The organism is Microbacterium aurantiacum (assembly GCF_002872075.1).
GTDB lineage: Bacteria > Actinomycetota > Actinomycetes > Actinomycetales > Microbacteriaceae > Microbacterium > Microbacterium aurantiacum_A.
Genome location: NZ_PGGU01000002.1, coordinates 18,062 through 39,416 on the forward strand (window position 1 = coordinate 18,062; position 21,355 = coordinate 39,416).

At 68.1% G+C, this 21,355-nt stretch carries 19 protein-coding genes and 1 tRNA gene; 9 read left to right on the forward strand and 11 right to left on the reverse strand.

The window, feature by feature from the left end; translation table 11 throughout:
* Positions 1-24: 24 nt before the first annotated feature.
* A tRNA-Ser gene (locus CUR96_RS00655) sits at positions 25-115 on the reverse strand.
* Between the two features lie 102 nt (positions 116-217).
* On the opposite strand from CUR96_RS00655, the gene CUR96_RS00660 reads away from it, so the two are divergent.
* Positions 218-991: a hypothetical protein gene (locus tag CUR96_RS00660; protein WP_102191369.1), complete on the forward strand. Its 774-nt coding sequence runs from the start codon at positions 218-220 to the stop codon at positions 989-991.
* Position 992: 1 nt separating this feature from the next.
* Here CUR96_RS00660 and CUR96_RS00665 read toward each other — a convergent pair whose 3' ends face one another.
* Together CUR96_RS00665 and CUR96_RS00670 are read right to left on the reverse strand one after the other, a co-directional pair.
* Entirely contained in the window at positions 993-1,454 is a 462-nt protein-coding gene (locus CUR96_RS00665; RefSeq protein ID WP_102191370.1) for an SRPBCC family protein, read from the reverse strand.
* Positions 1,455-1,524: 70 nt separating this feature from the next.
* A complete protein-coding gene (locus CUR96_RS00670) occupies positions 1,525-2,541 on the reverse strand; it encodes a LacI family DNA-binding transcriptional regulator (protein WP_102191371.1) in 1,017 nt (338 codons plus the stop codon).
* A gap of 142 nt (positions 2,542-2,683) precedes the next feature.
* On the opposite strand from CUR96_RS00670, the gene CUR96_RS00675 reads away from it, so the two are divergent.
* From CUR96_RS00675 to CUR96_RS00690, 4 genes are all read left to right on the forward strand, one after another.
* On the forward strand, positions 2,684-4,696 hold the full coding sequence (locus CUR96_RS00675; RefSeq protein ID WP_102191372.1) for a beta-galactosidase: 2,013 nt from the start codon (positions 2,684-2,686) through the stop codon (positions 4,694-4,696).
* On the forward strand, positions 4,693-5,586 hold the full coding sequence (locus CUR96_RS00680) for a carbohydrate ABC transporter permease (RefSeq protein ID WP_102191373.1): 894 nt from the start codon (positions 4,693-4,695) through the stop codon (positions 5,584-5,586). The genes CUR96_RS00675 and CUR96_RS00680 overlap by 4 nt, the downstream gene beginning before the upstream one ends.
* Positions 5,583-6,461, forward strand: coding sequence for a carbohydrate ABC transporter permease (locus CUR96_RS00685; protein ID WP_102191374.1), 879 nt, complete (start codon positions 5,583-5,585; stop codon positions 6,459-6,461). The genes CUR96_RS00680 and CUR96_RS00685 overlap by 4 nt, the downstream gene beginning before the upstream one ends.
* A gap of 82 nt (positions 6,462-6,543) precedes the next feature.
* Positions 6,544-7,869: an ABC transporter substrate-binding protein gene (locus CUR96_RS00690; RefSeq protein ID WP_102191375.1), complete on the forward strand. Its 1,326-nt coding sequence runs from the start codon at positions 6,544-6,546 to the stop codon at positions 7,867-7,869.
* A gap of 90 nt (positions 7,870-7,959) precedes the next feature.
* On the opposite strand, the gene cydC is transcribed toward CUR96_RS00690, so the two are convergent.
* The 4 genes from cydC to CUR96_RS00710 are packed head-to-tail and all read right to left on the reverse strand — an operon-like array spanning position 7,960 to position 13,728.
* On the reverse strand, positions 7,960-9,621 hold the full coding sequence (cydC, locus tag CUR96_RS00695) for a thiol reductant ABC exporter subunit CydC (protein WP_102191376.1): 1,662 nt from the start codon (positions 9,619-9,621) through the stop codon (positions 7,960-7,962).
* Complete coding sequence (gene cydD / locus CUR96_RS00700; RefSeq protein ID WP_102191377.1) at positions 9,618-11,273, reverse strand: thiol reductant ABC exporter subunit CydD; 1,656 nt, start codon at positions 11,271-11,273, stop codon at positions 9,618-9,620. The genes cydC and cydD overlap by 4 nt, the downstream gene beginning before the upstream one ends.
* Positions 11,270-12,301, reverse strand: a complete 1,032-nt coding sequence (cydB, locus tag CUR96_RS00705) for a cytochrome d ubiquinol oxidase subunit II (protein WP_102191378.1) — start codon at positions 12,299-12,301, stop codon at positions 11,270-11,272. The genes cydD and cydB overlap by 4 nt, the downstream gene beginning before the upstream one ends.
* Positions 12,302-12,312: 11 nt before the next feature.
* Positions 12,313-13,728 (reverse strand): cytochrome ubiquinol oxidase subunit I, encoded by a 1,416-nt coding sequence (locus CUR96_RS00710; protein ID WP_102191379.1) that lies wholly within the window; start codon positions 13,726-13,728, stop codon positions 12,313-12,315.
* A gap of 115 nt (positions 13,729-13,843) precedes the next feature.
* Between CUR96_RS00710 and radA the strand changes: the two genes are divergently transcribed.
* Positions 13,844-15,211: a DNA repair protein RadA gene (gene radA / locus CUR96_RS00715; protein WP_102191380.1), complete on the forward strand. Its 1,368-nt coding sequence runs from the start codon at positions 13,844-13,846 to the stop codon at positions 15,209-15,211.
* Position 15,212: 1 nt separating this feature from the next.
* Here radA and CUR96_RS00720 read toward each other — a convergent pair whose 3' ends face one another.
* The 4 genes from CUR96_RS00720 to CUR96_RS00735 form a co-directional block, all read right to left on the reverse strand.
* Positions 15,213-15,620, reverse strand: a complete 408-nt coding sequence (locus CUR96_RS00720; protein WP_102191381.1) for a dehydrogenase — start codon at positions 15,618-15,620, stop codon at positions 15,213-15,215.
* A gap of 228 nt (positions 15,621-15,848) precedes the next feature.
* Positions 15,849-16,496 carry a hypothetical protein gene (locus tag CUR96_RS00725; protein ID WP_102191382.1) on the reverse strand — a complete coding sequence of 216 codons (648 nt, stop codon included), beginning with the start codon at positions 16,494-16,496 and terminating at the stop codon, positions 15,849-15,851.
* Positions 16,497-16,505: 9 nt separating this feature from the next.
* Positions 16,506-17,009 (reverse strand): amino-acid N-acetyltransferase, encoded by a 504-nt coding sequence (locus CUR96_RS00730; protein ID WP_102191383.1) that lies wholly within the window; start codon positions 17,007-17,009, stop codon positions 16,506-16,508.
* A 114-nt stretch (positions 17,010-17,123) separates the two neighbouring features.
* A complete protein-coding gene (locus CUR96_RS00735) occupies positions 17,124-19,652 on the reverse strand; it encodes an ATP-dependent Clp protease ATP-binding subunit (RefSeq protein WP_102191384.1) in 2,529 nt (842 codons plus the stop codon).
* Between the two features lie 248 nt (positions 19,653-19,900).
* Between CUR96_RS00735 and CUR96_RS00740 the strand changes: the two genes are divergently transcribed.
* The 3 genes from CUR96_RS00740 to CUR96_RS00750 are packed head-to-tail and all read left to right on the forward strand — an operon-like array spanning position 19,901 to position 21,352.
* Positions 19,901-20,509, forward strand: a complete 609-nt coding sequence (locus CUR96_RS00740; protein WP_146008099.1) for a hypothetical protein — start codon at positions 19,901-19,903, stop codon at positions 20,507-20,509.
* 1 nt (position 20,510) lies between these two features.
* On the forward strand, positions 20,511-21,119 hold the full coding sequence (locus tag CUR96_RS00745) for a hypothetical protein (RefSeq protein ID WP_102191386.1): 609 nt from the start codon (positions 20,511-20,513) through the stop codon (positions 21,117-21,119).
* Positions 21,116-21,352 carry a helix-turn-helix domain-containing protein gene (locus tag CUR96_RS00750; RefSeq protein WP_102191387.1) on the forward strand — a complete coding sequence of 79 codons (237 nt, stop codon included), beginning with the start codon at positions 21,116-21,118 and terminating at the stop codon, positions 21,350-21,352. The genes CUR96_RS00745 and CUR96_RS00750 overlap by 4 nt, the downstream gene beginning before the upstream one ends.
* The last annotated feature ends 3 nt before the right edge of the window (positions 21,353-21,355 follow it).

The window sequence follows — 21,355 nt, forward strand, 5'->3', positions numbered from 1 at the left end:
CACAGGGATGGCGGGGCTTCTGAGTGGCGGTGACGGTGGGATTTGAACCCACGGTAGGGGGTTACCCTACACAACTTTTCGAGAGTTGCACCTTCGGCCGCTCGGACACGTCACCGCGGGATAGTTTACGCGAGAGCGCGCCGGCGCGCGAATCGGGATCTGATCGCGCCGCAACGGCCGGGCTAGGCTCGAAGACGAGACAGCCGGGAGGCACAGCATGAGCTTCATCACATCCGAAGCACTGGCCGAGACCGGCTACGTCGTCCTCGACGACCACGACCAGGCGGCGGACCCCGCCGAGTGGCTCGACCTGGAGTACATCGGCTGGCGATCCTCCGGGATCACCCGCTTCGCGCCGCTCACCAGCTACGCCGGCGACATCGACTGCAACGGCTTCTGGAACCACACCCCGCCCCGCACCGACAAGGATGGCGTGTGGGTCACGGAACAGGCGGAGCGGGCGCCGATCCTGATGCAGCGCGCGCAAGAACCCGGCGCGAACATCGGCCGCTGCCGCGTGATCGAGTTGCAGCCGAACGACTACGCCGACGCGATCTACAACCTGCATCAGGACGACAACAACCGCCTCAACGACGAGGGCACCGGGTGGGTGGTGCGTGGATTCTTCAACCTCACCGACGACCCGGACTCGCTGCTCATCCTCCGCGAGGATCGCTTCGATCCCGCCACCGAGGTGCGGTTCGCGCTCCCCGCCGGATCCCGGATCATCGTCGACACCCAGCGCTTCTGGCACGCCGTCTGGCATCACGGTACCGCTCCCCGCTACGCGCTGATCACCTCATGGACCTCGGGACCCGAGCTCGACGCCTACATCTCGGCGAACCACGGAGAGGCGCATCCGCCCATGGTCGAACTGGATCCGCAGACGATCGAGGATGCCCAGGTCGAACTGCACCGCCGCATCGAGGAGCGTCGCCAGGCGTTCGAGGCTCAGGGCATCGTGATGGAGCCGCCGACGTCGCTGTACTGACTCAGCGCTCGACGAGCGCGGCGAGGTTGCGCAGCGACGACGTCATCCCGTCGATGTGATCCTTCGAGGAGATGCCGTCCGGTACGTCCTCCGCACGGAACACGACCTGGGCGCCCGAGCCTCGCGCGATGACCTCCCAGGTCATCCGCATGACTCCGGCGAACGACGGATCATCGGCCTCGAACTCGATCTCCTGCACCACGCGCACGCCGGGCGTCAGCTCGACGAATCTGCCCTCGACGACATCCTCGTCGATGCTGCTCTTGCCTGGCGAGCCCGTGGCATCCGAGTAGGTCAGCACCATCCGGTAGCCGCCCCCTGGCCGCGCGTCGAAGCGCTCGAAGCGCGCAGTCATGCCTTCGGGAGGCAGCCACTCCACGAGAGCTTCCGGATCGGTGAGCGCTCGGAAGACACGCACCGGCGAGGCGTTCACAAGCAGACCCGCTTCATCTGTCCGGCTCATGGTTCCACGCTACGTGCGCCCTCCGATGGACGCATCTCTCTTCGGTGGATGCTCAGGCAGCGCGCAACGCTCAGGCCGATGCGCGCCAGACGACGGGCGCATCGAGGATGATGCCCTGCCCGGCATCCTGCTCCCCGGCGATCTGCGCAAGCACTGCCGACGCCGCGGCCATGCCCAGGCCCTCCGCCGGCTGGTGGACCGTGGAGAGGTTCGGGATCGTCCGCTGCGCCCACGTCGAATCATCGAAGCCGACGACCCCGATGTCTTCGGGCACGCGCTTCCCGGCGGCCTGCAACGCGGCCACCGCGCCGGCGGCGACGGCATCCGACGCCCCGAAGAGCCCGTCGATGTCCGGTGCCCGCTCCAGCAGCCGGGTCATGCCGGTGACACCGTCCGAGAAGGAGTACAACGGGATCTCCTCGACGAGCGTCGGATCGAACGCATCGCCCATCGCCTCCGTGAAGCCGGCGAGCCGATCGCTGCCGGAGTCTCGGTCCAGTGCTGCGGCGATCATCCCGATCCGCCGGCGTCCGGTCTCGCGCAGCCGCTGCGTGATCGCGCGCGCCGCGCCCCTGTTGTCGATGCCGACCCAGGTTCCCGTCACGTCGGAGGGGTGCCCGACGAAGGCGGCCGGCATCCCGAGTTTCTCGACGACGGCGGCGATCGGGTCATGCTCTCGCGCGGAGACGATCACGACGCCGTCGACGAACCCGCCGCTCAGGTAGCGCGAGACGCGATCGGTATCGCGACTGGAGTCGACCACGACGCAGACCATCTGGTAGTCGGCCTCCGACAGCGCGGTGTTCGCGCCGAGCATGATGGCGCCGATGTTCGGATCTTCGAGGAACAGCGCGTGCGGTTCGTGCACGATGAACCCGATGACCTGGGTGCGCTGGCGCACGAGGTTGCGCGCCGCGGTGTTCGGCACGTACCCGACCTCTTCGATGGCGGCCTCGATCGCCTCCCGGGCGCGATCCGACACGTAACCGCCGTTGAGAACACGGCTGATCGTGCCTCGGGACACACCTGCCACCCGCGCCACGTCATGGACGGTGCTGCGCTGTGTTCGGGGTGCCTGAGGAGCCATTCTTCACAGCCTAGCGATGCAGCCTGCTTGACGAGGTCGCCACTCTTTGGCAATATGTGCACGTGCACACATTTTGGTCGCCGCACACGTGGCCGCCGATGTGTGCACGTGCCCAGTTTTCTCGCAAAGGAGCGCCAGCCGGATGGCCGAGTCCCGCACCACCCATCTGCTCACGACTCTGAGCGACGACGGCCTCGCCTTCGGATGCGACTACAACCCTGAGCAGTGGGACCGCGACGTCTGGCGTGAGGACGTGCGCCTGATGCGCGAAGCGGGCGTCGGCCTGGTTGCCATCAACATCTTCGGCTGGTCGTCGATCAACCCCGCCTCCGGGGTCTGGGACTTCTCCGCGCTCGACGAGGTCATCGAGCTTCTGCACGGCGCGGGGATCCGCCTCAACCTCGGGACCGGCACCGCGTCCCCTCCCCCGTGGCTGAGCACCGCGCACCCCGAGATCCTGCCCGTGGCAGAAGACGGCACCACCCGCTACCCCGGCGGACGCCAGGCGTTCTGCCCCAGCTCTCCGGTGTTCCGCGACTATGCGCGTGAACTGGTCACCCGCGTCGCCGATCGCTACGGCGACCACCCCGCCGTCGCCCTCTGGCACGTCTCGAACGAGCTCGGCTGCCACAACGCGCTCTGCTACTGCGACGAGAGCGGCCGCGCCTTCCGCACCTGGCTGCAGGACCGCTACGAGACGATCGACGCGCTCAACGCGGCATGGGGAACGACCTTCTGGAGCCAGCGCTACGGAGCGTGGGCCGAGATCCTGCCCCCGCGCCAGACGCTGTCGCTGCGCAACCCTTCGCACGTTCTCGATTTCCACCGCTTCAGCTCCGATGAGCAGCTCGGCCTGTACCGCGCGGAGGCGCGCATCATCCGCGAGCGCTCCGCCGCTCCCCTCACGACGAACTTCATGGTCACCGCGCACATCAGGAACCTGGACTACTGGTCCTGGGCCGGGGACATGGATCTGATCGCCAACGACCACTACCTCGACAACCGCCTCGATGAGCCACGTCGCGAGCTGTCCTTCGCCGCCGACCTCACCCGCGGGCTCGCGCAGGGCGACCCCTGGCTGCTGATGGAGACCTCGACCGGCGCCGTGAACTGGCAGCCGTACAACCTGGCCAAGCAACCCGGCCAGCTGCTGCGCAATGTCGCATCGCACATCGCCCGCGGCGCGGACGGCATCTGCTTCTTCCAGTGGCGCGCATCGGCACAGGGCTCCGAGAAGTTCCACTCCGCGCTGGTTCCGCACGCGGGCACCGACAGTGCTGCCTGGCGCGAGGTCGTGGAGCTCGGCGAGTTCCTCCGGCTGCTCGACCCCCTGCGCGGTACCCGCGTGCGCGCGGACACCGCCTTGCTGTTCAGCTGGGAGAGCTGGTGGGCGATCGAGGGCGAAGGCCGCCCCAGCGAGGGCCTCGGCTATCTCGACGAGGTGCACAGCGCGCATCGCGCGGCATCCGACGCCGGCCTCACCTGCGACATCGTCGCCCCCGGCGCCGATCTCTCCGCCTACCGCTTCGTGATCGTTCCTGCCCTGCACCTCATCGACGACCGCGCGGCCTCCGTGCTGAGCGACTTCGCCGCCGCCGGCGGCACCGTTCTCGTCACGTTCTCCAGCGGCATCGTCGATGCGGATGACCGGGTGCGGCTCGGCGGCTACCCCGGGGCCTTCCGGGATCTGCTCGGAGTGCGCGTCGAGGAGTTCGCGCCGCTGCTGCCGGCCCAGCAGGTGACGCTCGGCTCCGGTGCGCAGGCCCGCACCTGGTCGGAGCGGATGACGGTGGCGGATGCCGAGATCATCGACCACTACGTCGACGGACCGGCCGCGGGCATGCCCGCCCTGACCCGCCGCGCGTCCGGCGACGGCGCCGCCTGGTACGTCAGCACGCACCTCGACCCCGAGCCCTACCGCGACCTCGTCGCCCGGATCGCCGCCGAGGCCGGCGCCGTCCGCGGTCCGGGCCACGAGGGTCTCGAAGTCGTCCGGCGGGACGGCGAGACGCACAGTTACGTCATCGCGATCAACCACACGAGCATCGATGCCGCCGTCCCGGCGAACGGCCGCGATCTCATCACCGGACAGACCGTGTCCGGTTCCGCATCGCTGCCGGCCGGCGCCGTCCGCATCATCGAGGAGATCCGATGACGACCATCACCTCACCGCGTAGAACCCGTGTCTCCCACAAGGGAGCGATCGCGTTCTTCCTGATCCCGTTCGGCGTGCTCTTCGCGCTGTTCTACGTCGTCCCGATCATCTTCGCGATGATCCAGTCGACGCTCGTCGTGCAGCGCGACGGCACGTTCGGCAAGGCGGAGCTCGTCTTCGGCGGCCTGAGCCAGTACGCCCTCGTCTTCCAGAACGAGGCGTTCTGGGCGTCGATGGGACGGATGCTGCTCTTCGGCGTCGTGCAGGTGCCGGTCATGCTCGGCCTCGCGCTGCTGTTCGCCCTGCTGCTGGATTCGCCGCTGCTGCGCGGCAAGCGCTTCTTCCGCCTCGCCTTCTTCGTGCCGTACGCGGTGCCCGGCGTCATCGCCGCGATCATGTGGGGCTCGTTGTTCTCCCCGAACCTCTCCCCCTTCAGCGCCGTCACCCAGCAGATCGACTTCCTCGGAGCCGATCTCGTGCTGTGGTCGATCGCCAACGTCGTGACCTGGGTGTTCGTCGGCTACAACATGCTCATCATCTACTCGTCGTTGCTGTCGATCCCCAGCGAGCTCTACGAGGCGGCGCGCCTCGACGGCGCGGGGCAGTTCCGCATCGCCTGGGCGATCAAGATCCCCCTCGTGCGCCCCGCGATCACGATGACCGCGATCTTCTCGATCATCGGCACGCTGCAGCTCCTCGCCGAGCCCCAGGTGTTCCGCTCATTCAGCTCGGCTGTGACGAGCACATTCACGCCGAACATGGCGGTCTACGCGGCGGCGTCCATTCCCAACACCCACCTCGCGGCCGCGTTCTCGGTCGTTCTCGCACTGATCACGTTCGTCCTCTCGTTCGGGTTCATGCGGTTCACCCAGCGGAAGGAGATCGCATGAGCACCGCAGCGGCGACCCGCACCTCGCCCCAGGCCATCCGCGAACCCGTCGTCTCGCGGGGCACCGCGATGCTCATCATGGCGGTGTTCACTGTCTACTTCCTCCTCCCGCTGTGGTGGCTGTTGGTCGCCTCCAGCAAGGACACCGGCGACATCCTCACCACGAACCCGCTGCTGTTCAGCGACTTCCGGCTGTTCGAGAACATCGGGTCCCTGTTCGCGTACCGCGACGGCATCTACCTGCGGTGGCTCGGCAACTCTCTGCTCTACGCCGGAGTCGGCGGCGCCATAGCCACGATCCTCGCCGCGATGGCGGGTTACGCCCTGGCCAAGTACCGCTTCCCCGGTCGCGAACTCCTCTTCAACGTGGTCCTCGGTGGCGTGCTGGTCCCGGCGACCGCGCTCGCGCTCCCGCTGTTCCTGCTGTTCAGCGAGATCCAGCTCACCAACACGATCTGGGCGGTTCTGCTCCCGTCGATCGTCAGTCCGTTCGGCGTGTACCTCGCGCGGATCTTCGCCGCCGGCGCCGTCCCCGACGAGCTCCTCGAGGCGAGCCGGCTCGACGGCGCCGGCGAGATCCGGACGTTCTTCACCGTGAGCATCCGCCTGATGACCCCGGCGCTGGTGACGATGTTCCTCTTCCAGTTCGTCGCCATCTGGAACAACTTCTTCCTGCCGATGATCATGCTGCGCAGCGAGGAGTTCTTCCCCGTCGTCTACGGCCTGTACGGGTGGAACAACCAGCTCAATCAGCTTCCGGAACTGCGCGGCCTCGTCCTCATCGGAGCCCTGCTGTCCGTGATCCCGCTGATCATCACCTTCCTGCTCCTGCAGAGGTTCTGGCGCAACGGCCTCGGCGCCGGTGCTCTGAAATAGCCCGACCGTCGCGGGGAACGACCCCCGCGGCACCGGTGCCGTCCGGAATGACCCGCACGGCTCACACCAAGAAAGGACCGACATGCAGCACACATCGAAGAAGGCCCTGGCTGTCGCGTTGACCGCCACCCTCCTGCTCACCGGCTGCGCTGCCGGTGGCACCCCGGAGTCCGCGGAGACGGCCGTATGCGAGCCGTCCGACGGCGACGTCACACTGGAGTTCACCTCCTGGATCCCCGGGATCGAAGACGTCGTCAGCATCTGGAACGACGCGAACCCCGACATCCAGGTGAAGGTCCAGACCGGGCCGAACGGCAACAGCGGCACGTATCAGAACTTCTTCAACCAGATCGCAGCGGGCAACGCCTCGGATCTCGGTCAGATCGAGTACGACGCGCTGCCGAACTTCGTGGTGCAGGACGGCGTCGAAGACCTCAGCGCGTGCGCAGACGTCGTTGCCGCCGAGGACCAGTTCGTCGACTGGGCCTGGGGTCAGGTGACCCTCGGGACTGAGTCCGCCGTCTACGGCGTCCCGCAGGACACCGGCCCCATGGGCCTCTTCTACCGCACCGACCTGTTCGAGCAGAACGGCATCGCCGTGCCGACCACGTGGGACGAGTACAAGGAGGCCGCGAAGAAGGTCCGTGCCGCCGGCGGATACATCACCAACTTCTCGCAGTCCGACATCAACCAGTTCGCCGGCTTCGTCTGGCAGGCGGGTGGCGACTGGTTCGCCAACGACGGCTCGGCATGGACGGTCTCACTGACCGGCGACGACAGCGCGAAGGTCGCCGACTACTGGCAGGAGCTCATCGACGAGGACCTCGTCTCCACCTACCCGGCCTGGACGGACGAGTGGAACAACGCCTACAACTCCAGCCAGGTCTGGACGTGGAATTCGGCGGTGTGGGGTGCGAACTCCATCTCCAGCGGCGCACCGGACACCGCGGGCAACTGGGCCGTAGCTCCGCTGCCGCAGTGGACGGCCGGCGAAAGCGCGGCGGGCAACTGGGGCGGATCGTCGATCGCCGTACTGAAGGGCAGCGAGCACATCCACGAGGCGACGAAGTTCGCGCTCTGGCTGAACACGTCCGATGAGGCGCTCACCGCCCTCGCTGATGCCGCGAACCTCTACCCCGCGACCACGGCCGGCCTGAAGCTGCCCGCGTTCTCGGAGGGCGTCGAGTTCTACGGTGGCCAGAAGATCTACGACGTCTTCGCCGACGCCGCAACGTCGGTCTCCCCCGACTTCACGTGGGGCCCGACCATGACGCAGACGTACGCCGACGTCTCGGACGGGTTCAAGGCGGCCGTCAGCGGTCAGGGCACGCTCCTGGATGCTCTGGACAAGGGCCAGACCGCCACGATCAAGACCCTCGAATCGCAGTCCATCCCGGTCGCCGAGTAAGGCGCCGAACACCCTGCAGCACATGCGTGCCCCGTGGATGCCTTCGGGCATCCACGGGGCACGTCGCACGAGGAGCACCCCTCGGTCAGCTCAGACGGTGAGCCCGCCCTCGATCCGCACGACGCGATCGACGGTGCCCGCCGGAGGGGCGACATGCGAGATCAGCAGCACGGACTGCTCGCCTGCCGCCTCCAGCAGGTCGCGCAGCAGCGCGTCGGATGCCGCGGGGTCGACGCCCGCGGTCGGCTCGTCGAGCACGAGTACGGGGAACCCGCGCAGCAGCACCCTGGCGAGAGCGATGCGCTGCGCCTGGCCGCCGGAGACCAGCGCTCCGCGGTCGCCGACGCGCGCGTCGAGTCCGCCGCGCTCCCGCACCCAGTCACCGAGCCCCACCCGGTCGAGCACGGTGCGCAGCTCGTCGTCGGAGGCCGTGTCCCTGGCGAAGAGCAGGTTCTGCCTGATGTCCTCGTCGAACAGCTGCGGGCGCTGCTCGCACAGCCCGACGACGCTGCGCAGCGTGGGACCGGAGAGCGTGGCGGCGTCCCTGCCGCCGAGGGAATACTCACCCTCGATCCGGAGGAACCCGACCAGCGCTGCCGCGAGCGTGCTCTTCCCGGCGCCGCTCGCGCCCGAGACGAGCACCCGCTCCCCCGGCCGCAGATCGAGGTCGACGCCGCGCAGGCCCTCGGCTCCGCCCGGCCACGTCGCGCGCACGTTCCGCAGCCGGATGCTCCCCTCGAGACCATCCGCGTCGACGCCGTCGTCGCTGCGCAGCTCATCCGGCATCCGCTCCGGGAGCACATCGACCACACGCCGAGCGCTCGCCCGGACGCTTCTCCACGACGCCGCCGCGATCGGCACGGCGCCGAACACCTCGAAGACCACCATGGGTACCAGCACGACCACGGCGAGCCATGGCCCGTCGATCGCTCCAGTCCGCAACCCGGAGGATGCCGCAGCGAGCGCCCACACGGATCCGGCGCCCGCCATCGCCGACACGACGCCGGCAGCGATCGCCTGGGCGAGGGATGCACGAGTCACCGAACTCCGCAGCGCCACGTCCGCCGCCTGCACCCGTTCCCGCGCTGCACCCTCGGCTCCGTAGGCGATCAACACGTCCAGGCTGCCGAAGTAGTCCACCAGCGCCGCCGACAGTTCTGCCCTCCGCAGTGAGACCCGCGTCTCGGCCCGTGATCCGAGCATCCAGCCGAGGCCGACCGCCGCACCAGCGGCGACGAGCAGGCATACGGCGAGGGCGAGCCCGGCAGAAGGAGACACGACCGTGACGAACACCACCGCTCCGACGGCGACGACACCGGCCGCCGCCAGAGGCTGCACCACGCGCAGTGGCAGGTTCTGCAGATTCTCGACGTCGTCGACGAGAGCCGAGAGCACCCGCCCACGGTCGGTCCGGCCGAGGCCGGCCGGCGACAGCGGGATCAGCCGGTGCACCATGTCGGAGCGGGTGACGGCCAGCTGGCGCAGCGCCGCGTCGTGTCCACTGAGGCGCTCGAGGTATCGGGTCACGGCACGGGAGACCGCGAAGAACCGTACCCCGACGACCGCGATCGACAACGGCACGAGCGAATCGACGATCGAGGCGCTGACGATCAGCCAGCCGCTCACCGCGAGCAGACTCACCGCGGCTGTGGCCGACAGCACACCCCAGAGCAGTCCAGGGAGGAAGCGTGCGAGCGGAGGCTGTGCACGGCGGAGGATGTCGCGTACTCGAGCGTCTCTCTGAACGGTCATGCGCTCACCCCCAGCGCGACGACCTGATCGGCGATCTCCCGCGCAGTACGGCGATGCGAGACGAGCAGGATCGTGGCACCGGCATCCGCCCGCATCCGCAGTGCACGCCAGAGCCGTGCTTCCGTGTCGGCGTCCAACGCGCTGGACGGCTCATCGAGCGCCAGCACCCTCCGAGGGTCGGCGGCGTGCCGGTATAAAGCCCGTGCCACCGCCACCCGCTGTGCCTGCCCTCCGGACAGCCCGCCACCCTGCACGCCGAGTTCCAGCGCGGGATCGAGTTCCGCCGCGCCGGCGTCGTCGAGGGCGACGCGGATGCCGCCGGCATCCGGTGCGGCAGCGCCGAGCGCGACGTTCTCGGCGATCGTGCCGCGGATGAGCCCCGGTGCCTGCCCGGCCCAGGCCAGCCAGTCGGCCGGCACCAGCGTCCGGATGTCCATATCGGCGAACGCCGCCTCACCGTCGAAGTCCACGGCCCCACGGAGGGCGGCGAGCAGACTCGACTTGCCCGAGCCGCTCGGTCCCTCGATCACCGTGATCGTGCCGGGCCGCGCCGTGAACGTCACCGGTGGCAGGTCACGGATACGCAGGCCGGAGACGACGAGTTCGCCTCCGCCCGTCCACAACTCCTCAGGATCAGCGCCGATCCCACCCGATCCGGTCGGTATGCGGGCACCCACGCGTCTTTCTGAGGAGTTGTGAACAGGAAGCGCTGCGGCGTCCAGCACCTCGAAGACGTCCTCGGTGGCGGCCACCCCCTCGGCGGCGGCGTGGAACTGCACCCCGACCTGCCGGATGGGCAGGAACGCCTCCGGGGCGAGCAGCAGCACGAACAGCCCGACCTCGAGGGTGAGATCGCCCGACAGCAGCCGGAACCCGACCGAGACGGCGATGAGGGCGACGGCCAGCGAGGCCAGAAGCTCCATCGCGAAGCCGGAGAGGAACGAGAACCGCAGCACCGTCATCGTCTCTCGCCGGTACTCGTCGGCCGTGGCCCGGATCCCTTCGGCGGCCCGCCGCTCCCTGCCGAACAGCCGCAGCGTCGCGAGCCCCTGCACGGTGTCGGCGAAGCGCACCGCGAGCCGCTGCAGCGTCTGCCACTGCCGCCGCTGCACGGTGCGGGTCGCCATGCCGATGAGGATCAGGAACAGCGGGATCAGCGGAAGCGTGATCAGCGCCGTCAGACCGCTGGGCCAGTCGTTCCACCACATCACCGCGAGCAGCACCGGCGTCGCGATGACGGTCAGCACGAGCTGCGGGATGTACCGCGCGAAGTAGGCGTCGAGCGCCTCAAGTCCGTGTCCGGCGGTCACCGCGAGACCGGCCTGATTCCGCTGCGCGAGCCAGCCGGGACCCAGCCGGCCGACGGCGCGGATGAGCGCCGCGCGCAGCTGGGCGCCGGTGCGCGCGGCAGCGCGGGTGCCGACGGCATCCGAGAGGGCGATCAGCGCACCGCGGGATCCCGCTGCGACCAGCAGCCAGAGGAGGGATGCCGAGACGTCACGCCCGGCGAGCGCGCCGGTGACGGCATCCGTCAGCAGCCATGCGAACGCGACCGTCACGCCGGTCTGCACCACGCCGATCACCGCGGATGCCGCGACGAACCCGCGCGCCGCCGCGGCGTACCGCAGCAGCCGCGGGTCGATGGGTTTCATGCGTGCGCCGGAGCCGCTTCGATCGAGCGGCGGGTGACGCGCTTGCGGAAGATCCAGTACGTCCAGGCCTGGTACGCGAGCACGAGGGGCAGGGCGACCAGTGCCGTCCAGCTCATGATCTGCAGCGTGTACGGCGTGCTCGAGGCGTTCGCGATGGTGAGGCTGTTCACGGCCGGGTCGATCGTCGACGGCATCACGAACGGGAAGAGCGCGGCGAACAGCATCACGACCGCGAGCAGCACCGTGAGGACGCCGACGAAGAACGCCCGCCCGTCCCGGCCGCGAAGCGACAGCATGACCAGGCTCAGCAGGCTCACCGCGGCCAGAGCGCCCGCCGCGACCACCAGCCACAGCAGCGGCGCCTCGCGCTGCGCGGCGAGCGCGATCGTCCAGACGACCGTTCCGGCAGCGGCGAGCACGGTGGGGAGCGCGGCACGCGCGATGAGCTTCCGTGCGTCTTCATGGACCCGGCCGTCGGTCTTCAGCGCCACGAAGCACACCCCGTGCAGGAAGAACAGCAGCAGCGTCGTCACGCCGACCAGCAGCGCATACGGGTTCAGCAGCCCGAAGAATCCGCCCACGTAGGTGTGATCGGCATCCAGCGCGACGCCCTGCACGATGTTGCCGAAGGCGACTCCCCACAGGAACGCGGGCACGGCCGAGCCGATCACGATCATCCGATCGAAGCGCGCCTTCCACGCGGCATCCTCACGCTGATGCCGGTACTCGAAGGAGACGCCGCGCAGGATCAGGGCGAGCAGGATGATCAGCAGCGGCAGGTAGAAGCCGCTGAACAGCGTGGCGTACCACTCGGGGAACGACGCGAACAGGCACGCGCCCGCGACGATGACCCAGGTCTCGTTGAGGTCCCAGATCGGGCCGATGGTGTTGATGACCTGGCGGCGCGACACGTCGTCCCTGCCGAGGAACGGCAGCGACATGCCGACGCCGAAGTCGAACCCGTCGAGCACGAAGTACCCGACGAACAGGAAGGCGACGATCCAGAACCAGTGGGTGGCGAGGTCCATGGTGGTTCCTCTCAGTACACGACCGACGGCAGCTGAGCCGTCTCGTCGTGGGGTTGCTCGGCGGTGTCGGGCCCCTTCTGCGCGGCCCTCACGATGAGGCGGATCTCGACCACGGCGAGCGCGGCGTAGATCGCGGTGAAGGCGATCAGCGAGATGAGCACCTCGAGGCCGCTCACCCCGGGCGAGACGCCGTCCTGGGTGGTCATCAGTCCGAACACGATCCAGGGCTGACGGCCCATCTCGGTGAAGACCCAGCCCATGATGTTCGCGGCGAGCGCGAGCGGGAACGACCAGATCGCGAGCTTCCACATCCAGGGTGCGGGCTGGCGCTTGGCGCTGCGACGCGTGATCCAGAGGCCGACGACGGCGACGAGCGCGGCCGCCATACCGAGGCCGATCATCCAGCGGAACGCCCAGTACGTGATCCACAGCACGGGAGCGAACTCGGTGAGTCCGGTGCCGGCGAAGGTCTCGGTGTACTCGGCGTTGAGATCGTTGATGCCGTGCACGCACTCGTCGAAGGAGTGCGTGGACAGCAGCGACAGCAGGTAGGGAACCCGGATCGAGAACAGCTCGGAGCTGCCGTCCGGCGTTCCGAGTGTGAACAGGCTGAACGACGCGTCGAAACCGCAGACCGTGTTGAACGTCGCCTCGGCAGCAGCCATCTTCATGGGCTGCGCCGCGTACATCGCGAGTCCCAGCTGATCACCGGTGAGCACGACGCCGGCGGTCGAGATGATCATCGCCCACAGCCCGAACTTCAGCGAGATGCGCATGGTGTCGTAGTGCTGCCCTCGGGCGAGGTGCCAGGCCGAGACCGAGATCACGACGCCGGCGGCGAACATGAACGCGCCGAAGATCGTGTGCGGGAATGCGGCGAGCGCGACCGGGTTCGTGAGGAGGGCGCCGATGTCGACGAGCTCGGCGCGGTTCGTCGTGGGGTTGTACTCGTAACCGACCGGGTTCTGCATGAAGGCGTTCGCGGCGATGATGAAGTACGCGGAGAGGATGCTGCCGACGGCGACGCACCAGATCGTCACCAGGTGCAGTTTCTGCGGCAGCTTGTCCCAGCCGAAGATCCACAGGCCGATGAAGGTCGCCTCGAAGAAGAAGGCCAGGAGGCCCTCGAAGGCCAGCGGCGCGCCGAAGACGTCGCCGACGAAGCGGGAGTAGTCCGACCAGTTCATGCCGAACTGGAACTCCTGCACGATGCCGGTGACCACGCCCATGGCGAAGTTGATGAGGAAGATCTTGCCGAAGAAGCGGGTGAGGTGCAGGTACTCGACCTTGCCGGTGCGTACCCAGACGGTCTGGAATATCGCGGCGACCGAGACCATTCCGATCGTGAGCGGTACGAAGAGGTAGTGATAGACGGTGGTCAGACCGAACTGCCATCGGGAAAGGACCAGCGGGTCAAGCCATTCCATGCGCGACTCCTTCTCTCGGCCTCTCGCCTCCATTGTGCCCCGCCCGCGTGGCCGGAACGGGCCGAAAGTCCCCCTGGCCGATAGGCATGTCGGATGCGGCCGATAGCCTGGCTGCATGGCCACCCGCAAACCCGCTCCCCCCGCCTTCGTCTGCACGGAATGCGGCTGGACGACGGCGAAGTGGGTGGGCCGCTGCGGCGAATGCCAGCAGTGGGGCACGGTCTCCGAGCAAGCCGCACCGACCGGCATCCTCCGCCGGATGACACCCCTCGCCCCGCATGCGGATCGTGCGGCCAGACCGATCACGCAGATCACCACCGAAGACGCCCCGCGGCGCACGAGCGGCGTCGGCGAGTTCGACCGCGTGCTCGGGGGCGGAATCGTCCCCGGTGCGGCGATCCTCCTCAGCGGCGAGCCCGGTGTCGGCAAGTCGACGCTGCTGCTCGAGGTCGCCGCCCAGTCCGCCCGCGCCGGCCGGCGGGTGCTGTACGCGAGCGCCGAGGAATCTCCCGCCCAGGTGCGGCTGCGGGCCGAGCGCACGGGCGCCCTCCACGACGAGCTGTATCTCGCGAGCGAGACCGACCTCGCCACGATCCTGGGGCACATCGACGAGGTGCGGCCTCAGCTCGTGATCGTCGACTCCGTGCAGACGGTGTCCTCCTCCCTGTCCGAGGGCGCCGCCGGCCAGCCCAGCCAGGTCCGCGAGGTGGCCGCCACGCTCATCCGGGTGGCGAAGGAGCGCAGCCTGCCGATCATCATCGTCGGCCACGTCACGAAAGACGGCCAGGTGGCCGGGCCACGCGTGCTCGAGCACCTGGTCGACGTCGTCTGCCACTTCGAGGGCGACCGGCAGACGTCGCTGCGCTTCATCCGGGCGCTGAAGAACCGGTTCGGTCCCACCGATGAGGTCGGATGCTTCGAGATGACGGGCGGAGGCATCGCCGAGGTCCCCGACCCGTCCGGGCTGTTCCTCTCGCAGGGCGCGACCGAGCCGGGCACCTGCGTCGCGATCGCCCTGGAGGGCAAGCGGGCGCTGCCGGTGGAGGTGCAGGCGCTCACCATCCCGTCCACCGCACCGAATCCGCGCCGAGTGGTGCACGGTCTCGACGCGTCGCGGGTGGCGATGGTGCTCGCGATCCTCGAGAAGCGAGCCGGCATCAAGACGAGCATGCTCGACGTCTACGTGTCGACGGTGGGCGGCGTGCGATTCACCGAGCCGGCCGCCGATCTCGCGATCGCGGTCGCCGTCGCCGGCTCCGTGCAGCTGAACTCCGTGCCGCGCACGGTCGCCGCGGTCGGCGAACTGAGCCTGGCCGGAGAGATCCGACCGGTGACACAGGCGGCCCAACGACGGTCCGAAGCGGCCCGGCTGGGCTACGAACAGGTCGTCGACGATCGCTCGAAGACGCTCCGCGCGGCGCTCGACGACGTGCGGGCGCGCAACACGAGCCGTCGCCCGGATGGCGAGATCCCGCCGTTCTGAGTCAGGCGTCGAGTGCCTTCAGCAGCTCGTCGGGAGCGGCCTGCATCGGATGGGGTCCGGCGATGTCGAGGAAGACCGTCGTGATCGGATGCGCGGCCAGGAACTTCCGCAGCCAGTCGGCGTCGTAGATGCCGACCCCGGGAGGCAGGTTCGCGGGCTTGTTCTTCGCGTCGCTGAACAGCAGCAGAGCGAGGTCGCCGCTCTCCGGATTGCGGTACGTCCAGACCTCGCCGCTGTCGAGCGGATTGTCCCGAGCACCGGGCTTGATGAGGGGCACGACAGTCGTGCCGTGGCGGAGCGCCAGCGCGACCGCGGCGATGTCCTGCTTCTCCAGTGCCGCGGCCAGCGCCTCGGATCGGAACTCCTCGGGAGCGGGTCTCTTCGAGGTCTTCGCCTTCTTCGCTGCCATGCGTCCAGCCTAAATCGAAGATGGCCCTCTCGAGTTCTCCAGTGGGGACTGGAGTACTCGAGAGGGCCCGAAACTCTCGCGCGGCAGATGTCGAAGCGCTGGGGACGCTGTAGCCGACGCCACTGGGGATGGCTTGCGCCGCGAATACCCGAGAGCACCTCCATGGTATCCCAAAGGACGCCCGCTTTGGGCCACCACGGACCCTCAGTCGCGTCGATCAGACGATTCTCATTCGAGAATGATCTGCTGCGTCCCCTGGCTCTCGAAGCCGCCGATCGACACGCCGACGTGGTACGAAGCACCGCCGCCGGGTGCCCGGGGACGGTTCTCCTCCGCGCACGTCTCGACGCTGGATCGGGTGCGGTCCCAGGCGACCGGCTCCTTGCTGGTGACCGTGGTGCCCGCCGCGAGGGTGGCGATCATGCTGCTCGGGTTCTCCTGGCAGTCGGTCGAGCGCCACCAGACGTCCGCGCCGCTGGAGACGGTGAACACCTGCATCGTCGATCCGACGTCGAGAGTGCAGTCGGCCTTGCCGTTGTTGGTCAGCGAGATCGAGAGCTTCGGCAGCACGCCCGCCGGGTAGACCTCGGCATCGGTCACTGCCGCCACGGTGACGTCCGTCGCCTTGCAGGGCTCGATCCCGGGAGTCTCGTCGGCCGTCGGTTCGGCAACGGGGGTCTCACCGGCGGTCGGTGCAGTCGTCGGCGAGTCGCTCGTCGTGGAGGACGAGGTGGGGCGCGGCGAAGTCTCGGCACCCGCCCACGGCTGCGCGATGAAGAGCCACACGCCGACCCCGATCGCCGTGAGCAGGACGAGCAGCCCGACGACCGCCACGAGGCGTCGCCGGCGATAGACGGCTGCAGACGAACGGGGCATGCGTCCAGGCTAGTTCAGCTGTTTGAGCATCCGCGTGTTGCCGAGCGTGTTCGGCTTCACGTGCGCGAGATCGAGGAACTCCTCGACGCCGGCGTCGCCGCTGCGCAGCAGTTGCGAGTAGACGTCCGGGTCGACGACCTGCTCCCCGATCGGGGAGAACCCGCGGCGGCTGAAGAACTCGACCTCGAAGGTCAGGCAGAACAGACGCGACAGTCCGAGGGTCACGGCGTTCTCTTCGAGGCGGTCGACGATGGCGCGCCCGACGCCGTGATGCAGCCAGTCGTCGCGCACGAGCAGCGTGCGCACCTCGCCGAGGTCTTCCCAGATCACGTGCAGTGCACCGCATCCGATCAGCTCGCCGTCTGCTTCGGCGACCACGAACTCCTGCACGGCGCCGTAGAGGATCGCGAGATCCTTGCCGAGGAGGATGCGCTGCTCGACGAGCGGCTGAAGCAGGTTCCGGATCGGGACGATGTCCGCGCTCCGCGCCGGCCGTACGATGATCTCGCTCACGACCCCAGCCTAGAACGCCGAGGCTGGGACATCGATGCAGGCAGTGCCCGCTTCGGACGCCCGGAACGACGAAGGGGCGGATGCCGCAGCATCCGCCCCTTCGTTCGTGAGGTGTTACTCCCCGCTGGCGACTGCCAGGTCGGGAGTGCCGGCGATCGCGCCGCCGGTGTTCACGCCGACCGCGACCCGCTCGCCGCGCGGACCGTGCTCGAAGAGGAACTCGCCGTCCTTCGAGTCGACCTTGACGTGGTCGCCGGCGTTGAGCTCGCCGTGCAGGATCTTCTCCGACAGACGGTCCTCGACCTCGTGCTGCATCGCGCGACGCAGAGGGCGAGCACCGAGGGCCGGGTCGAACCCGATCTCGATGAGACGCTCCTTGGCCGACTGCGACAGCTCGATCGTCATGTCGCGGTCGAGCAGCCGCTCGCCGAGGCGCTTGGTGAACAGATCGACGATCTGCACCAGCTCCTCCTTCGACAGCTGCGGGAACACGATGATGTCGTCGACGCGGTTCAGGAACTCGGGCTTGAAGTTGCGCTTGAGCTCCTCGTTGACCTTGCCCTTCATCCGCTCGTACGTCGTCGAGCTGCTGCCCTCGAGCTGGAAGCCGACCGGTCCACCGGCGATGTCACGCGCACCGAGGTTGGTGGTCATGATGATCACGGTGTTCTTGAAGTCGATCACCCGGCCCTGGCCATCGGTGAGGCGACCCTCTTCGAGGATCTGCAGCAGGGAGTTGAAGATGTCCGGGTGGGCCTTCTCGATCTCGTCGAAGAGCACGACGCTGAACGGCTTGCGGCGCACCTTCTCTGTGAGCTGACCGCCCTCTTCGAATCCGACGAACCCGGGAGGGGCACCGAACAGACGCGAGACGGTGTGCTTCTCGCCGAACTCGCTCATGTCGAGCGAGATGAGCGCTGCCTCGTCGTCGAAGAGGAACTCGGCGAGCGCCTTGGCCAGCTCGGTCTTTCCGACGCCGGTGGGGCCGGCGAAGATGAACGAGCCGGAGGGACGCTTCGGGTCCTTCAGGCCTGCACGCTGACGACGGATCGTCTTGGAGAGGGCGGCGATCGCCTCCTCCTGGCCGATGACGCGCTGGTGCAGTGCCTTCTCCATGAAGACGAGTCGGCTGGACTCCTCCTCGGTGAGCTTGAACACCGGGATGCCGGTGGCCTGTGCGAGCACCTCGGCGATCAGGCCCTCGTCGACGACCGCCGCGGTCGCGACGTCGCCGGAGCGCCACTGCTTCTCGAGGCGCAGGCGCTCGGCGAGGAGGCTCTTCTCCTCGTCGCGGAGCGAGGCCGCCTTCTCGAAGTCCTGCTCCTCGGAGGCGACTTCCTTCTGCTCGCGCACGGCGGCGATCTTCTCGTCGAACTCGCGCAGCTCGGGAGGGCTGGACAGGATCGACAGGCGCAGGCGGGCGCCGGCCTCGTCGATCAGGTCGATCGCCTTGTCCGGGAGGAAGCGGTCGCTAACGTAACGGTCGGCGAGGTTGGATGCCGCGACGATCGCACCATCGGTGATCTGCACCTTGTGGTGCGCCTCGTAACGGTCGCGCAGGCCCTTGAGGATGTTGATCGTGTGCGCGAGGCTCGGCTCGGCGACCTGGATCGACTGGAAGCGGCGCTCGAGCGCAGCATCCTTCTCGAAGTGCTTGCGGTACTCGTCGAGGGTGGTCGCACCGATCGTCTGCAGCTCACCGCGGGCGAGGAGCGGCTTCAGGATGCTGGCCGCATCGATCGCACCTTCAGCGGCACCCGCACCCACGAGGGTGTGGATCTCGTCGATGAAGACGATGATGTCGCCGCGGGTGCGGATCTCCTTGGTGACCTTCTTCAGGCGCTCCTCGAAGTCACCGCGGTAACGGGAACCGGCGATGAGCGAGCCGAGGTCGAGCGAGTAGACCTGCTTGTCCTTCAGCGTCTCGGGCACATCGCCCTTGACGATCGCCTGGGCGAGGCCCTCGACGACGGCGGTCTTGCCGACGCCGGGCTCGCCGATCAGGACGGGGTTGTTCTTGGAGCGGCGGGAGAGGATCTGCATGACCCGCTCGATCTCCTTCTCGCGCCCGATCACCGGGTCGAGCTTGTTGTCGCGCGCGGCCTGGGTGAGGTTGCGGCCGAACTGGTCGAGCACCGCGGATCCGCCCTGGGGGCCCTGCTGCTGGTCGCCGGTGGTCGCGCCGACGCTGGCCGGCTCGCGGCCGGGGGCGCCCGACAGCAGCTGGATGACCTGCTGGCGCACCTTGTTCAGGTCGGCGCCGAGCTTGACGAGCACCTGAGCGGCGACGCCCTCGCCCTCGCGGATGAGGCCGAGGAGGATGTGCTCCGTGCCGATGTAGTTGTGGCCGAGCTGGAGGGCCTCGCGGAGGCTCAGCTCGAGCACCTTCTTGGCGCGGGGGGTGAAGGGGATGTGACCGGTGGGCTGCTGCTGGCCCTGGCCGATGATGTCCTGCACCTGCTCGCGCACGGCATCGAGGGAGATGCCGAGGCTTTCGAGAGCCTTGGCTGCGACACCCTCGCCCTCGTGGATGAGGCCGAGCAGGATGTGCTCGGTGCCGATGTAGTTGTGGTTGAGCATCTTCGCCTCTTCTTGGGCGAGGACGACCACTCGACGGGCTCGGTCCGTGAATCTCTCGAACATGCTGTGACTCCTTATTCGCACGGGGCGAAGACGCGTGTAGCGCTTGTACATCGAGAGTAACCAGCGGCGGATGCCGGTATGCCCATGTTCGCCGTCGGCATAGCGCGTTCGCGGTCGTCGAGTCGGCGCCGTCTTGCCGGTCATTGAGCGAGTGAAGCGAGACGAAACGCATTGCCCCCTTGACTCGCATATCGATTGTCGTTACCTTAACGGAAGTCGATAACAACGATATTCGATAAGGAGTGATCATGAAGGTTCAGCAACGGGTACTGAGCACCGGCGACATCGTCGCGCTCGCCCTGTTCGCCATCATGGGAGTCGGGATCGCCGTGACATCCGTCTGTATGGCTGTCGTGCGGATCGTCGAGCTCACATCAGGCGGACCCGTGCAGGTGCTCGCCGAGTTCATCGAGGCTCCTGCGCAGGCGACGTCGGGAGAGGAGACGCTCGCTGTCCTGGTGGATCGCGGGGTGGTCACCGTCACCGGCCTCATGCCGACAGGCGTCGTCTTCGGCATCCTCGGGCAGATCGCGTTCGCTCTCACCATCACCGGCGTGGTCGTCAGTCTGATCGCACTCAGCCGTAGCCTCCTCCGTGGCGTGGTGTTCAGCCGCACCAACACTGCTCTCGTCATGGGCGGCGGGATCCTCGGCCTGGTCGGCTCGGCGGCGGCCCGGTTCTTCGACAACGTGCTCGCGAACACCGCCATCGCTCAGGTCACCGACGACTCCTTCGACACAGCCGTGCTCACGGTGGAGCCCTTCCCCTTCCTGCTCGCCGCCTTCGCCCTCGCGATCATCGGCACGGTCTTCGTCGTCGGCGACCGCCTGCGGCGAGAAACGGAAGGGCTGGTCTGACATGTCCAAGGACCCGAAGACACAGGCGAAGGCCGATCAGAACGATCTGATCACCGGGATCATCGTCGGCGCTCTCGCCATCGGATTTCTGGTCTACAGCGGTATCAGCCGGATCAGCGACCTGTTCGCCGCTCCGGGCGCGATCACCGTGAAGGCCCCCGTGGGAACTCAGGAGATCACTGCAGATGTCGGATCCGGTGCGACGGCGACGATCGATTCGGCCACTCTCGTCGTCGATGGCGTGAGCACGATCAGCGTGGTGTGCCTCGTTGTGGCCATCATCGTCGAAGTGCTCGGACTGATCGCCGTCGCCGCATTGGGCGTGATGCTGTGCCGTCGCCTCGCCCGGGGCATCGTGTTCGACGCCGTCAATCTGCGGCTGACGTTCGGCGCCTCGATCAGCCTGCTCGCCGCCGGACTGGGCCAGATGTGGTTCCAGAACATGGGACTCAACGGCGTCTTCGCCGCACTGGGCGATGAGTTCGAGGGTCAGACCTCCCTGCTCATGCGGGCGCTGCCCTTCTTCGTCGCCGCGATCGCGGTCGGCGTGCTGGTCATCGTGTTCCGCCGCGGCATCCGGTTGCAGCGCGAGACGGAGGGGCTCGTATGAGCCCGGCGGGTCAGGATGAGGAGGACACCGGCATCCACTGCCGGCTCGATGAGCTGCTCGCCGAACGCGGGATGACGCTGACCGAACTGAGCGCTCGGGTCGGTGTGAGCATCGTGAATCTGTCCGTCCTGAAGAACGATCGCGCTCGGGCGGTCCGCTACTCCACGCTGCGTGCGATCTGCGATGCGCTCGGGTGCGAGGTCGGGGAACTGCTGGTGCTCGCCGAGCGGTGATCT

Excerpts from the sequence above, each read along its gene's own strand:
- CUR96_RS00660 (WP_102191369.1), top strand. The coding sequence starts at position 218 with ATGAGCTTCATCACATCCGAAGCACTGGCCGAGACCGGCTACGTCGTC.
- CUR96_RS00665 (WP_102191370.1), bottom strand. The coding sequence starts at position 1,454 with ATGAGCCGGACAGATGAAGCGGGTCTGCTTGTGAACGCCTCGCCGGTG.
- CUR96_RS00670 (WP_102191371.1), bottom strand. The coding sequence starts at position 2,541 with ATGGCTCCTCAGGCACCCCGAACACAGCGCAGCACCGTCCATGACGTG.
- CUR96_RS00675 (WP_102191372.1), top strand. The coding sequence starts at position 2,684 with ATGGCCGAGTCCCGCACCACCCATCTGCTCACGACTCTGAGCGACGAC.
- CUR96_RS00680 (WP_102191373.1), top strand. The coding sequence starts at position 4,693 with ATGACGACCATCACCTCACCGCGTAGAACCCGTGTCTCCCACAAGGGA.
- CUR96_RS00685 (WP_102191374.1), top strand. The coding sequence starts at position 5,583 with ATGAGCACCGCAGCGGCGACCCGCACCTCGCCCCAGGCCATCCGCGAA.
- CUR96_RS00690 (WP_102191375.1), top strand. The coding sequence starts at position 6,544 with ATGCAGCACACATCGAAGAAGGCCCTGGCTGTCGCGTTGACCGCCACC.
- cydC (WP_102191376.1), bottom strand. The coding sequence starts at position 9,621 with ATGACCGTTCAGAGAGACGCTCGAGTACGCGACATCCTCCGCCGTGCA.
- cydD (WP_102191377.1), bottom strand. The coding sequence starts at position 11,273 with ATGAAACCCATCGACCCGCGGCTGCTGCGGTACGCCGCGGCGGCGCGC.
- cydB (WP_102191378.1), bottom strand. The coding sequence starts at position 12,301 with ATGGACCTCGCCACCCACTGGTTCTGGATCGTCGCCTTCCTGTTCGTC.
- CUR96_RS00710 (WP_102191379.1), bottom strand. The coding sequence starts at position 13,728 with ATGGAATGGCTTGACCCGCTGGTCCTTTCCCGATGGCAGTTCGGTCTG.
- radA (WP_102191380.1), top strand. The coding sequence starts at position 13,844 with ATGGCCACCCGCAAACCCGCTCCCCCCGCCTTCGTCTGCACGGAATGC.
- CUR96_RS00720 (WP_102191381.1), bottom strand. The coding sequence starts at position 15,620 with ATGGCAGCGAAGAAGGCGAAGACCTCGAAGAGACCCGCTCCCGAGGAG.
- CUR96_RS00725 (WP_102191382.1), bottom strand. The coding sequence starts at position 16,496 with ATGCCCCGTTCGTCTGCAGCCGTCTATCGCCGGCGACGCCTCGTGGCG.
- CUR96_RS00735 (WP_102191384.1), bottom strand. The coding sequence starts at position 19,652 with ATGTTCGAGAGATTCACGGACCGAGCCCGTCGAGTGGTCGTCCTCGCC.
- CUR96_RS00740 (WP_146008099.1), top strand. The coding sequence starts at position 19,901 with ATGAAGGTTCAGCAACGGGTACTGAGCACCGGCGACATCGTCGCGCTC.
- CUR96_RS00745 (WP_102191386.1), top strand. The coding sequence starts at position 20,511 with ATGTCCAAGGACCCGAAGACACAGGCGAAGGCCGATCAGAACGATCTG.
- CUR96_RS00750 (WP_102191387.1), top strand. The coding sequence starts at position 21,116 with ATGAGCCCGGCGGGTCAGGATGAGGAGGACACCGGCATCCACTGCCGG.